The organism is Pantoea sp. V106_11, assembly GCF_029967885.1.
GTDB classification, from domain to species: domain Bacteria; phylum Pseudomonadota; class Gammaproteobacteria; order Enterobacterales; family Enterobacteriaceae; genus Pantoea; species Pantoea ananatis.
On sequence record NZ_JASCAK010000021.1, the window covers coordinates 31,590 to 44,030 of the forward strand.

A 12,441-nucleotide genomic window follows, 5' to 3' on the forward strand; every position below is an offset into this window, starting at 1 on the left:
GATTATCCTCTTGCTGCCAGAGCCACCACGCGCTCATAAGCCTGACCGCTACGGATGGCATTGAGCGCACGCTGTGCATTTTCACGGAGATCTTCATTACCAAACACTTTGAGCAGCATCGCCACGTTGACGGCAACCGCCTCCGCGTGGGCCTGCTCGCCATTACCCTGGAGTAAACGTGTCAGAATGTCACGGTTTTCTTCGGGCGTGCCGCCGGCCAGCGCCTCTTTAGGATGGAAGCCAAAGCCGAAATCCTCTGGCGCCAGCTGATAGCGGGTAATCTCACCTTCACGCAGCTCCGCTACATGGGTGACATCGTGAAGGGCCACCTCATCCATGCCGCCCCCGTGTACCACTGCCGCGCGCTGGTAACCCAGAACTTTTAGCGTCTGCGCGATGGGCAACACCAGCTCGGGGCTGTAAACCCCAATCACGGCCAGCGGGGGACGTGCAGGATTAATCAGTGGCCCCAGCACGTTAAACAGCGTGCGGGTTTTCAGCTGTTGGCGCACCGGCATGGCATGACGAAAGCCCGTATGGTACTGGGGGGCAAACAGGAAGCAGACATTAAGATCGTCCAGCGCTTTGCGTGCCCGCGCCGCAGGCATATCAAGATCGATGCCGAACGCCGCCAGCAGATCGGAAGAACCTGATTTGCTGGATACGCTGCGATTTCCGTGTTTCGCCACCTTCAGGCCGCAGGTTGCTGCGACAAACGCGCTGGCGGTGGAAATGTTAATGCTGTTACTGCCATCGCCACCGGTGCCGACAATATCGGCAAAGGCATAATCCGGGCGAGGAAAGGGTTTAGCATCTTCCAGTAAGGCACAGGCCGCCCCGGCAATCTCCTCGGGGTTTTCGCCACGCACCTTCATAGCAATCAGCGCGGCGGCCAGCTGAGTAGGTTCAAGCTGACCGGTGATGATGGCGCTAAACAACTGATGACTCTCGTCTTGCGTCAGGATGTGCGACTGGTAAAGTTTTTCCAGAATCGTGTTCATACCTTGCTCCCTGTTACTTCGCCAGCGCCCAGGCCAGCGTCTGTTCAAGCAGACGTGCGCCCTGCGTGGTTAAAATGGATTCCGGGTGAAACTGGAACCCGCAAACGCGATCTTTCTCGTGACGGACCGCCATCACCATGCCGTTGTAGCTGGCATTCACCGTTAACTCGTCGGGTGTATTACTGCCAACCAGTGAGTGATAACGGGCAACGGGAAGAGGATTGCTGAGCCCGGCAAACATCGCTTCACCGTCATGACTGATGGCAGAGGCTTTACCATGCAGAATTTCGCCCGCCTGGCCGACGTGGCCGCCGTAGGTTTCCACGATTGCCTGATGCCCAAGGCAGATACCAATAACCGGCAGCTTTCCGCGAACCTCGCGCAGCAACGCTGGCATACAGCCCGCATCTTTCGGTGCGCCAGGTCCGGGAGAGAGCATCAGCACCGGATTATTCATGCTGTGCAGTCGGTCGAGCAACAGCGACGCCGGCATCGTATTGCGATAAACCACCACGTTATGCCCGAAGGTGCGCAGCTGATCGACGAGGTTGTAGGTAAAAGAGTCGATGTTGTCCAGCAGCAGGATGTCAGCCATCAGAAAATCTCCTTGCAGTGATGAGCAGTGGCAATTGCGCGCAACACCGCGCGGGCTTTATTACGGCTTTCGTCCGCTTCGGCCTGCGGGTTCGAATCCAGTACCACACCGGCCCCGGCCTGCACCGTTGCCACGCCGTCTTCCACATAGGCTGAGCGGATCACGATGCAGGTGTCTAAATCACCGTTAGCGGTGAAATAGCCTACTGCGCCGCCGTAGATGCCGCGACGGGTGCCCTCAGCTTCGGCAATCAACTGCATCGCTCTGACTTTTGGCGCACCACTAAGGGTGCCCATGTTCATGCAGGCGCGATAGGCATGCAGCACATCAAGATCATCGCGCAGCGTGCCGACGACGCGTGAGACCAGATGCATAACAAAAGAGTAGCGGTCCACTTTGGTCAGATCGGCAACATAGCGGCTGCCGGGGCGACAGATACGGGCTAAGTCATTGCGCGCCAGATCGACCAGCATCAGGTGCTCTGCCAGCTCTTTGTGGTCCGTGCGCATTTCCAGCTCAATACGGCTGTCGAGATCGCGATCCAGGGAGCCGTCGGCGTGACGACCACGTGGACGCGTACCGGCTATGGGGTAAATTTCAATCTGACGTGAAGCGGCATCGTACTTCAGCGAACTTTCAGGCGAGGCACCAAACAGTGAAAAGTCCTGGTCCTGCATAAAGAACATATAAGGACTTGGATTACTGCGTTTCAGCGTGTCGTAAGCCGCCAGCGCAGATGGGCAGGGCAGCGAAAAGCGGCGTGAGGGCACAACCTGGAAGATTTCGCCAACGCGAATGGCTTCCTGCATTTTGCGCACCACCTCACAATACTCATCATCACTCTGGCTGGTGGTCAGCGTCATGGTTTCGACAGGCTGAACCGGCAATACCGGCGCAGCCTGTAACATCTGCCCATGCAGTTGCTCAATACGGCGCTGCAGACGCTGAAATTCAGAGGTGGAAGCGCTGAACAGACTGGCCTGCAGGCGTGCGCTGCGCGCCTGGTGATCCAGCACCAGTAGCGTTTCCGCCAGATAGAAGCAGTAGTCGGGGCAACGTTGCTCGCTGCTGAGCTCGGGTAAATCTTCGAAGCCTGCAACCAGGTCATAGGCGAACAGCCCGCCAACAAACACGGCTTCACGCTCTTCACTGGGTGAATTCACCAACTGCGGGATCAGACGCAGGGCATCAAATACCGACAGGGCGCGCAAGCGGGAATCTTCATCCTGCTGATCCTGAGGCGCAGGAAAGGTCAGAACACGGCCGTCAGGACGCGGTTCATTCAGAATGTCAGAGGGTAACGCGTCATCCAGCAGCGGCAGCAGTGCCCGACCATTGTCAGACAGCGCCTGAAAGGTGACGCGATTGCCCAACGCGCTAATGCGCAGGGCGCTGTCGACAATCATCAGGCTTTGTAAGTTTTCTTTGCTGTCAATGTCCGCCGATTCGAGTAACAGGGTGGCCGGACGCGCACCGCATAACTGGTGAAACACCGCGGCAGGATCTTCCCGATAGGGCGCGCTGCCGGTAATTAACTTCACTGTAGGTTTTGCATTGAGCATGATGATTTCTCTGAATATCGTCCAAAAAAAAGCCCGCTCGGTGGCGGGCTCAGGTATCTGCACAGTGTTTACGCTAGGTGTGCACGACAACGTCGCCCGTACTGGGAAACATTGCGCCACCAACCCATCAAAAGCGTAATAACAGTTTTCATGATCAAATACCCGTTTGCGGTGAACTTGTGTACTAGTTAACTGGTTCGCGACAAAAATGTCAATACACTTTTTCAGTGACCGATAAAATCGTTATTATGCTGACCCGAGCAGTAGCCAGCAGGAGTTGTTTTGAGCGATATCGCCCGTTTTCCGCTTTACGATCTTCATAGTCACACACGGGCTTCAGACGGATTACTGTCGCCGCAGGCGCTGGTTGAGCGCGCGGTCGACATGCGCGTCGGGGTGCTGGCCATTACCGATCACGACACCGTTGCGGGCGTGACCGAGGCGCAGCAGACCGTACGGGATCAGCAACTGCCCATTAGCGTTTTAGCCGGTGTTGAAATTTCCACGCTGTGGGAAAACCATGAGATTCATATCGTCGGCCTCAATATTGATATTCAGCATCCGGTCATGACTCAGTTCCTTGCCGGTCAGTATGCGACGCGGCTGGAACGCGCACATCGCATTGCTGAACGGCTTGAAAAGGCCCAGATCCCGGATGCGCTGGCTGGGGCTATGCGTTTGGCTGATGGCGGAATGATTACGCGTGGCCATTTTGCCCGCTACCTGGTTGAGGTGGGAAAGGCCAACAATATGGCCCAGGTGTTTAAAAATTATCTGGCACGAGGCAAAACCGGCTACGTCCCGCCCCTATGGTGTACAATTAATCAAGCTATTGATGCTATTCACCATTCTGGTGGATGTGCCGTGCTGGCACATCCGGGACGGTATGGATTATCGGCAAAATGGCTAAAGCGCCTGGTCGCGTTTTTTAGCGCCGCGGGGGGGGATGCTATCGAAGTGGCGCAGTGCCAGCAGGCACCTGATGAGCGAACGACGTTAGCGCAATACGCCCGAGATAACAGCCTGGCAGCATCGCAAGGTTCTGATTTTCATCAACCCTGCCCGTGGATCGAACTTGGCCGCAAATTGTGGCTGCCCGCGGGGGTTGAACCGGTGTGGGAACGTTTTCCCGCGCTGGCACCCGCAGTCGAATGTACGGAAAGGGGATAAGAGGTTTCTATGAGTCAACTGTTTCATATTCATCCAGATAATCCGCAACCGCGCCTGATTAATCAGGCGGTAGAGTACCTGAATAAAGGTGGCGTTATTGTCTACCCGACGGATTCGGGTTATGCCCTGGGGTGTCGGCTGGAAGAGAAAGGGGCGATGGAGCGAATTTGCCGCATCCGTCAGTTGGACGGCCATCACAACTTCACCCTGATGTGCCGTGATTTATCTGAGCTGTCAGTCTATTCTCAGGTCGGTAATAGCGCCTTCCGGCTGCTTAAAAATAACACGCCAGGTAATTACACCTTTATTCTCAAGGCGACCAAAGAGGTGCCGCGTCGTCTGATGAATGATAAGCGTAAAACGATTGGATTACGCGTACCTTCAAATCCGGTCGCGCTTGCGCTGCTTGAGACGCTAAACGAGCCAATGATGTCCACCTCGTTAATTCTGCCGGGTAATGACTTTACTGAATCCGATCCTGAAGATATTCAACACAGCATTGGCAAACTGGTCGATTTGATTATTGACGGTGGCACGCTAGGACAGCAGCCCACCACCGTCATCGATCTGACCAGCGATGCACCTGAAGTCGTCCGTGAAGGTGTGGGGGATGTTACGCCTTTTCTGTAATACACTCAGGTTTTACGGGTGGCCGGAAGGGTCGCCTGTAACCAGTTTTTAAACTGGCCGTAAGGGATATACAGTGACACGTCTTTTAAAATCACTTTTCCGCTGCGGCCATTTTTAATGGCATCTGAATAACCTACGATAACCCCGCCCAGCGTATCATCACTGTTGTAAACACCGCCGCCGGACATGCCCTGAACCACACCGGCGTTAGACGCCATCGCGATACAAGGGCTTTTATTCCAGGTATTACGAATGGCTGTGCGCGCCAGGTTTACCCCTTTCGACTCCACCGGCATGGCGGAGATATAGCTGTATCCGTACATTTTCACCGCATCACCAATATCGGTGCTGCGGAACTGGGTCAGCGTATTAGGGGGATTCTTGTGATAAATAATCGCAAGGTCGCAATAAGGGTGGTAGGACTTCACGCGCTGCACGGCAAATTTAGCCACGTGCGCGGCAGTCAGGCTGTAGTCAGGCGTCAGAGGAATGCTGGTGCCCAGCGTCCCTAAACCGAGAATGGTAGGGATGCCTGTCACACTCATATCCACGTGTTGCATTGCCGTACGGCTGTACTCAGTGTGACCCACAGAACAACCGCTTAGCGCCAGCGTCATAAGCGCCAGGCATAAAAACTGTTTTTGCATAATGATGTCTTCAGGTGAGCATGTCAGTAAAATCCCTGGTGAAGATTCAAGACATGCAAATTAAAGCTCATCGTGAGCCGTATTAACGCAATATTCCTGATGCGCCGGTTTATAAATATTCAATAACAACCAGTTAGCTGTCGTTTCATACTGCTGCGATAAAGATACCGAAGCCTGTAAGGTTCTCAGAATTAGACGGCCAGAAAGGTCGTATAAGGGTTATCGGCTAAAATTCGTATTAGCCCAATTTTTTTAATTAACTTTTGCTTTATTGACAGAACGACTACATGAGCAGCAGGCCAACCCAATGAGGTCAACACAAGGGTATTATCGGACAATAATTAAAATTGTACAATTTTTTTATCTTTGTATAGCTTTGTCATGCAATTGCTGTTGTTTTACAAGGTAAAAAACGCAGCTGTCCGGCGAGAAAGGGTTGGATTTCGCGCATTCCTGTACAGGCTTAATGGCCACGCGGTTATTTGAGTTAAGTGAAATTTTGCCCGATTTTTATTTAACTCAAATTAAATGGGGTGCGCTAAATAACCTTCCTCATGGAACTTTTGTTGTCACCGCAGAAGCCGTTAGCGATCTGCTTAAATTGTTTGACGGTAAATCTATAGTACAGAAATCATTAAATACAAATCTGTTTTATAGCCATTTTTAAAAACAGATGACGCGTGAAGTTTTATAGTCGCTCATCTGAGAAACATTAGATAAAATTAAGTAACAAAGCGTTACATTTTGCGTTGAGGACAAATAAATCTCTGCCGGGAACCTGTTACAGAAAAGAGCGCGGACAGCCGTGAATCCAGACGACAGTATGCTGAGGATCTGAGGAGGCGCCTTTCTGATAATTATGCAGACAAGGTGTGGCGCGAGCCCGGCTTCAAAGACGACGTTTTCATTATTATAATAAAGGACAGGCTTCGCTTACCTTGCCTTCAGCCGCGTTGAGGCGTAACAGATGAACGGTTGGTTTCATCTGTTTTCATGCTGATTTTTACTTACCTGCGGCGCGCATCAGGGCAATGCCATAATACGGGTTACATTAAGAGGGACATCCTGTATAATGGGGCCAACAGGAAAATATAAACCATTGATTTTTAAGGTTAAATTCCTAATCCATCCGACGCCTGGGAAGGCGACAATGAGGTAGCTCCATGAGCGAAAAGTTACAAAAAGTCTTAGCGCGTGCCGGTCATGGCTCGCGTCGTGAAATTGAAGCGATGATTGCTGCCGGGCGCGTGAGCGTTGACGGCAAGCTGGCCACTCTCGGCGATCGTATCGAAAACAGCAAAGCCCTGAAGATCCGTATTGACGGTCATCTGGTGTCGATTGCTGAATCAGCAACAGAAGTCTGCCGTGTTCTCGCCTATTACAAACCTGAAGGTGAACTTTGTACCCGCAGCGATCCGGAAGGGCGCCCTACAGTCTTTGACCGACTGCCGCGCCTGCGCGGTTCGCGCTGGATCGCCGTGGGCCGCCTTGACGTCAATACCTGTGGATTGATGCTGTTCACAACGGATGGTGAACTGGCTAACCGCCTGATGCACCCCAGCCGTGAAGTTGAACGTGAATATGCGGTGCGCGTGTTTGGTCAGGTTGATGACGACAAAATTCGTCAGCTCAGTAAAGGTGTGCAGCTTGAAGATGGCCCCGCGGCATTTAAAACACTGCGCTTTGCCGGGGGGGAAGGGATTAACCAGTGGTATAACGTAACCCTGACCGAAGGACGCAACCGGGAGGTTCGTCGTTTGTGGGAAGCGGTGGGCGTTCAGGTGAGTCGACTGATGCGTGTTCGCTATGGCGATATCACGTTGCCAAAAGGCGTACCACGCGGTGGCTGGATGGAGCTTGATCTCCCTGCTGTTAACTATCTGCGCAATATGGTGGGAATGGACGATGAGACCGTCACCAAGCTGGCTGTCGAAAAAGATCGCCGCCGCACCAAAGCCAACCAGATCCGTCGTGCCGTTAAACGCCACAGCCAGACCAGTGGCAGACCTGCGCGTCGTAATCCGGGCAGCAAACGCAACGCGACCTGATATCAGGCTGAGCTGAAGCGCCGGATTAATAAAAAAGCCGCAACGTGATCGTTGCGGCTTTTTGCTGTCAGGGAGAGGTGATCTGAGCCGGTTTAGCGGTGGAACAGTGGAAACGCGCCGGTAATTAATCCCCCGGCCATTAGCACCAGACTGATTAAAATGCCCCACTTAATGGCAAAACGCTGGTGGTCACCAATATCGACTTTCGCCAGACCGACCAGGAGATAAACCGATGGAACCAGCGGGCTGAGCAGGTGGAAAGGCTGACCCACAATCGAAGCGCGGGCAATTTCCTCAGCAGAAATCCCATAGCTGGCCGCCGTTTGGGCAATGACCGGCAGGATGCCAAAGTAGAAGGCATCGTTGGACATAAAAAAGGTAAAAGGCAGGCTGATTAATGCGGTAAATACCGCGAGATAGGGGCCAAAGCTGTGGGGGATAAACGCCAACAGGCTCTTCGCCATGGCATCCACCATGCCGGTTCCGGAAAGGATGCCGGTAAAAATACCTGCGGCAAAAATCAGGGCTGTTACGGCGAGCACATTACTGGCATGGGAACCAATACGCGCCTTTTGCTCTTCCAGCGTAGGGTAATTCAGCATTACCGCAATCGCGAAGGCCAGCATAAACAGAATCTGGATAGGCATCGCGCCAATAACCAACAAAACCAGCAGCACCGTGGTAAGAATAAAGTTTGGCCAGAACATTTTGGGTCGACGATTCGCCGCGCACTCTTCCGCATCGCCCAGGCCCAGCTCAATATTATCCAGATGGTGATCGTTGATGCTCATGACCCCCAGGCGCTTACGTTCCTGCAGGCCAAACAGAAACGCCAGGCCGACAAGGGCCACGCAGGCGATAAAAATGGCCGGCAGCATGGGAATAAAAATGTCCAGCGCGTCAATGCGCAATGCCGCCGCCGCACGGGCCGTCGGGCCGCCCCAGGGAGAAAGGTTCATGATACCGCTTGCAAGGTTAACCAGACAGGTCATTGCCAGCACGTTCATACCCAGCTTGCGGTAAAGAGGAAGAAACGCGGCAATCGCGATCATGTAAGTCGTTGAGCTGTCACCATCCAGTGAGACCAGCAACGTTAACACGGCCGTTCCGACGAGAACCTTAAGCGGATCGCCACGTACGATTTTCAAAATAAACCGCACCAGGGGGTCAAACAGACCCGCATCGATCATCAGGCCGAAGTAGAGGATAGAGAAGGTGAGCATCACGCCCGTTGGAGCCAGCGTTTTCACACCATCGAGCATCATGGCACCCAGACCCTGGTAAAATCCCCCTATCAGGGCGAACAGTGTGGGAATAAGAATTAGCGCTATCAGCGCTGACATGCGTTTGGTCATGATTAAATACATGAAACAAACAACCATCGTAAAACCCAGTATGGTCAGCAAAATAACAGCCCTCTTATTGGCAAAAAGTTATTCAATTGTGAGTAAGTAAGGTAATAATTTATGGAATTACTTAGCGTGTTAATAGTTAACCTGTTGTTTTGATTAACCATGCACATAGAGATGATATTAAAGCTAAATTATTTTTATCATTTCTTTAACATAAAAGGGTGATCCCGATCGGTTTCCGGCCCGACTGGCCCGGCACAATGTGACTGTGATCAATGAATGCTGGCGCGGGAAAGGGTTAATTTCAGGCATCATTAACTGGAAAGGGCGCGTAAAACCTAAGCGAAAAAATGACATTGATCGCCAGTTGAATGGGGTAAGGCCGTGAGCAGCCTGCCCAAATTGCCCCGACAACCTTAACGCGCCACCGGGAAGGGCGCGTGGTGGGTCATCTCGCGTTTGAGCAAGGGATGGGGATGACAGCTAGAGCAAAGTGATAACAGATTGATAATTTGATTAAGACAAAAAAGAGGCGGGTCAGACGGTTTCACGCCTGACCTTTATGGCATTGTGTTAATTAACGCTACCAGTCTATGCCCTGTTGGGCCTGGATACCGGCGTCAAAAGCGTGCCTGACGGGGCGCATTTCCGTTACCGTATCGGCCATATCCAGCAGCGTGCGATGGCAGCCCCGGCCAGTAACGATAACGCTCTGATGCACCGGTCGCTGTTTCAGGGCCGTTACCACCGCCTCAAGCGGAAGATAATCCATGCTGACCATATAGGTGATTTCATCAAGTATCACCAGGTCCAGCCGGGGATCGGCCAGCATGCGCTGAGCATGTTGCCACACGGCAAGGCAGGCATCGGTATCGGTCTGGCGATTCTGCGTTTCCCAGGTGAAGCCGGTAGCCATCACCTGAAACTCCACGCCATGCTGTTCCAGCAGATTGCGCTCGCCGTTTGGCCACTCGCCTTTGATAAACTGAATGGCTGCGGCACGCTTACCATGCCCGCAGGCGCGGAGCGCGGTGCCAAACGCCGCCGTGGTCTTACCTTTGCCATTGCCGGTAAACACCATCAGGATGCCCCTGACTTCACTGGCTGCGGCAATGCGGGCATCGACGTGTTCTTTCAAACGCTGCTGTCGCTGTTGGTGGCGTTCATCCGTCATTACTCGGCCGCTCCGGGTTTTCTGCCAGGCTGGGCATCAAAGCTGATACCGGTTTTGCGACGACTGTCGTCGCCCATCAAATACAGGTAGAGCGGCATGATATCGGCGGGGGTTTTAAGTTTGCTGGCATCTTCCTGCGGAAACGCACTGGCACGCATTTTAGTCCGCGTACCGCCGGGATTGATACAGTTGACCCGCAACCCATGATTTTTATACTCATCTGCCAGCACCTGCATCATGCCTTCGGTGGCAAATTTCGATACCGCATAGGCTCCCCAGCCTGCCCGGCCGGTGCGGCCTACGCTAGACGTGGTGAAGACCAGCGAGCCGCTATCTGATTTTAACAACAGCGGCAGCAGGGCCTGGGTGAGGAAGAAAGTCGCATCAACGTTAATCTTCATCACCTGTTGCCACACCAGGGGATCAAGCTCGGCCAGCGGCATGATGTCACCCAGAATACTGGCATTATGTAAGACGCCATCCAGATGTGAAAACCGCTGTGCCAGTTGCCCGGCCAGCTGGTGGCAATGCGCCGGCGTGGCCTCAGACAGATCAAATACGACCGAGTGTGCCGGACATTTGTTTAACTGATTAATCGCCTCTTCTGTCTGCTGCAGCTTTTCGGCGCTGCGCCCCAGTAAGATGACTTCCGCACCAAAGCGGGCATAGGTTAACGCGGCTTCCCGTCCAATGCCGTCAGAGGCACCGGTCACGAGAATCAGGCGATTCGCAAGTAAATCATTTTTGGGTTGGTAATGCATGTTGGGAGCCTCCCGCAACGTGAGGGTTTCACGCTTTATGCCTCAATTCAGGGCATGACGCAATTAGCAACAGGTACATTCTGTGCCAGGTGCTGGCATTTCAGGCGACGAGCCAAAATAAACCAGTTAAACTAACCCTTTGTCAGTAATCCTCTGTTTAATAAGGCGACACGATGGAACTTCTTTTGAATTATGGACTGTTTTTAGCAAAAGCGGTGACGGTGGTGATTGCCATTGCAGCGATCGTCATGATCGTTGTGAACGCCGCACAGCGCAAACGTCACCAGGGTGGGCAACTCCGTTTAACCCACCTCGGTGATGACTACAGCAAAATGAAAGAGGATCTGCAGCTTGAGAAAATGAAACCTCAGGCACAAAAGCTGTGGTTAAAAAATAATAAGAAAGCCGAGAAACAAAAGGCTAAAGCAGAGAAACGCGCAGTGAAGCAGGGCAGCCTTGAGACCGCCAGGCCGACGCTTTATGTGCTCGACTTTAACGGCAGCATAGATGCCAGCGAAGTGAAATCATTGCGTGAAGAAGTCTCTGCCGTACTGGCAGTGGCCCAGCCCGGTGACGAAGTCCTGCTGCGGTTGGAAAGCCCGGGTGGCATGGTGCACGGCTATGGTCTCGCCGCCTCTCAGTTGCAACGCCTGCGTGACGCCGGATTAACACTTACGGCTGCCGTTGACAAGGTCGCGGCCAGCGGCGGTTACATGATGGCCTGTGTTGCCAGCCAGATCGTGGCGGCACCCTTTGCGGTCATAGGTTCAATTGGCGTTGTCGCGCAAATTCCTAACTTCAATCGCCTGCTCAAGCGCAACGATATCGATGTTGAACTACACACGGCGGGCCAGTACAAACGCACCCTGACACTGTTTGGTGAAAACACGGAGGAAGGGCGTGAGAAATTCCAGCAGGATCTGAATGAAACACATCTGTTGTTTAAGCAGTTCGTTCACGAAATGCGCCCGTCACTGGACATCGACCGTGTCGCCACCGGTGAGCACTGGTACGGACGCCAGGCCCTGACGTTAGGCCTGATCGATCGTATTTCAACCAGTGACGATCTGATTATTCAGCACATGGATAAATTTACCGTGCTGGGCGTGAACTACGTGCGTCGCCGTTCAAGAATCGATCGCCTGACCCACAGTTCAGGACAGGTATTTGAACGCCTGCTGCTAAAGTGGTGGCAACGCGGTGATAAACCGATGTTATGAGTACAAACCCGGCTTCGGCCGGGTTTGTTGTTATTGCAGGTGGTAGCGGGGAGACAGCTCAACCGCCAGGTGTTTAAAGAGATTGAAGACCGCGGTGGTTTTTGCCGTTGGCAACCCTTCTTCATCCAAAAAAAGCGGGCCACGGAAGACCAGCACATCACCCTGCTGACTGACCGCCTCCACCGAGACACCGGCTAAATAATCATCATGTTGCCTGAGCAGAGCATTGGCAATCTCCAGTAGTGCCTGGGGCGAAATACCCTGAGTCGGGTTGTGCATGT

At 53.1% G+C, this 12,441-nt stretch carries 10 protein-coding genes, 1 pseudogene and 1 other annotated feature; of the genes and pseudogenes, 4 read left to right on the plus strand and 7 right to left on the minus strand.

The features are described 5' to 3' along the window. Positions 1 to 2: 2 nt before the first annotated feature. Positions 3 to 1,596 (minus strand): annotated as a pseudogene (gene trpD / locus QLG08_RS04315) (bifunctional anthranilate synthase glutamate amidotransferase component TrpG/anthranilate phosphoribosyltransferase TrpD). Then, a complete protein-coding gene (locus tag QLG08_RS04320) occupies positions 1,596 to 3,158 on the minus strand; it encodes an anthranilate synthase component 1 (protein WP_078828704.1) in 1,563 nt (520 codons plus the stop codon). The pseudogene trpD and the gene QLG08_RS04320 overlap by 1 nt, the downstream one beginning before the upstream one ends. 23 nt (positions 3,159 to 3,181) lie before the next feature. Further along, positions 3,182 to 3,286 (minus strand) — a sequence feature (Trp leader region). 154 nt (positions 3,287 to 3,440) lie between these two features. Between QLG08_RS04320 and QLG08_RS04325 the strand changes: the two genes are divergently transcribed. Beyond that, complete coding sequence (locus QLG08_RS04325) at positions 3,441 to 4,328, plus strand: PHP domain-containing protein (RefSeq protein ID WP_014605733.1); 888 nt, start codon at positions 3,441 to 3,443, stop codon at positions 4,326 to 4,328. Positions 4,329 to 4,337: 9 nt separating this feature from the next. Further along, a complete protein-coding gene (locus tag QLG08_RS04330; protein ID WP_110286783.1) occupies positions 4,338 to 4,958 on the plus strand; it encodes an L-threonylcarbamoyladenylate synthase in 621 nt (206 codons plus the stop codon). Positions 4,959 to 4,963: 5 nt separating this feature from the next. On the opposite strand, the gene QLG08_RS04335 is transcribed toward QLG08_RS04330, so the two are convergent. Next, complete coding sequence (locus QLG08_RS04335) at positions 4,964 to 5,605, minus strand: hypothetical protein (RefSeq protein ID WP_014605735.1); 642 nt, start codon at positions 5,603 to 5,605, stop codon at positions 4,964 to 4,966. Positions 5,606 to 6,768: 1,163 nt separating this feature from the next. Between QLG08_RS04335 and rluB the strand changes: the two genes are divergently transcribed. After that, entirely contained in the window at positions 6,769 to 7,653 is an 885-nt protein-coding gene (rluB, locus tag QLG08_RS04340) for a 23S rRNA pseudouridine(2605) synthase RluB (RefSeq protein ID WP_014593812.1), read from the plus strand. 92 nt (positions 7,654 to 7,745) lie between these two features. Here rluB and QLG08_RS04345 read toward each other — a convergent pair whose 3' ends face one another. From QLG08_RS04345 to QLG08_RS04355, 3 genes are all read right to left on the minus strand, one after another. After that, entirely contained in the window at positions 7,746 to 9,059 is a 1,314-nt protein-coding gene (locus QLG08_RS04345) for a CitMHS family transporter (protein ID WP_013025938.1), read from the minus strand. A 529-nt stretch (positions 9,060 to 9,588) separates the two neighbouring features. Further along, positions 9,589 to 10,179 carry a cob(I)yrinic acid a,c-diamide adenosyltransferase gene (gene cobO / locus QLG08_RS04350; protein ID WP_013025937.1) on the minus strand — a complete coding sequence of 197 codons (591 nt, stop codon included), beginning with the start codon at positions 10,177 to 10,179 and terminating at the stop codon, positions 9,589 to 9,591. Further along, the gene (locus tag QLG08_RS04355; protein ID WP_110286782.1) at positions 10,179 to 10,940 is read right to left on the minus strand and encodes a YciK family oxidoreductase; all 762 of its coding nucleotides are present in this window, start codon (positions 10,938 to 10,940) and stop codon (positions 10,179 to 10,181) included. Before QLG08_RS04355 ends, cobO begins: the two co-directional genes overlap by 1 nt. Positions 10,941 to 11,113: 173 nt before the next feature. On the opposite strand from QLG08_RS04355, the gene sohB reads away from it, so the two are divergent. Continuing rightward, a complete protein-coding gene (sohB, locus tag QLG08_RS04360; RefSeq protein ID WP_013025935.1) occupies positions 11,114 to 12,160 on the plus strand; it encodes a protease SohB in 1,047 nt (348 codons plus the stop codon). 30 nt (positions 12,161 to 12,190) lie between these two features. Here sohB and QLG08_RS04365 read toward each other — a convergent pair whose 3' ends face one another. Then, positions 12,191 to 12,439 carry a YciN family protein gene (locus QLG08_RS04365; RefSeq protein WP_064352532.1) on the minus strand — a complete coding sequence of 83 codons (249 nt, stop codon included), beginning with the start codon at positions 12,437 to 12,439 and terminating at the stop codon, positions 12,191 to 12,193. Positions 12,440 to 12,441 lie beyond the last annotated feature (2 nt).

What these genes read in the sequence shown, in the direction of transcription:
- QLG08_RS04365 (WP_064352532.1), bottom strand. Translation starts at nt 12,439, where the DNA reads ATGCACAACCCGACTCAGGGTATTTCGCCCCAGGCACTACTGGAGATT.
- cobO (WP_013025937.1), bottom strand. Translation starts at nt 10,179, where the DNA reads ATGACGGATGAACGCCACCAACAGCGACAGCAGCGTTTGAAAGAACAC.
- rluB (WP_014593812.1), top strand. Translation starts at nt 6,769, where the DNA reads ATGAGCGAAAAGTTACAAAAAGTCTTAGCGCGTGCCGGTCATGGCTCG.
- QLG08_RS04330 (WP_110286783.1), top strand. Translation starts at nt 4,338, where the DNA reads ATGAGTCAACTGTTTCATATTCATCCAGATAATCCGCAACCGCGCCTG.
- QLG08_RS04355 (WP_110286782.1), bottom strand. Translation starts at nt 10,940, where the DNA reads ATGCATTACCAACCCAAAAATGATTTACTTGCGAATCGCCTGATTCTC.
- QLG08_RS04320 (WP_078828704.1), bottom strand. Translation starts at nt 3,158, where the DNA reads ATGCTCAATGCAAAACCTACAGTGAAGTTAATTACCGGCAGCGCGCCC.
- QLG08_RS04335 (WP_014605735.1), bottom strand. Translation starts at nt 5,605, where the DNA reads ATGCAAAAACAGTTTTTATGCCTGGCGCTTATGACGCTGGCGCTAAGC.
- sohB (WP_013025935.1), top strand. Translation starts at nt 11,114, where the DNA reads ATGGAACTTCTTTTGAATTATGGACTGTTTTTAGCAAAAGCGGTGACG.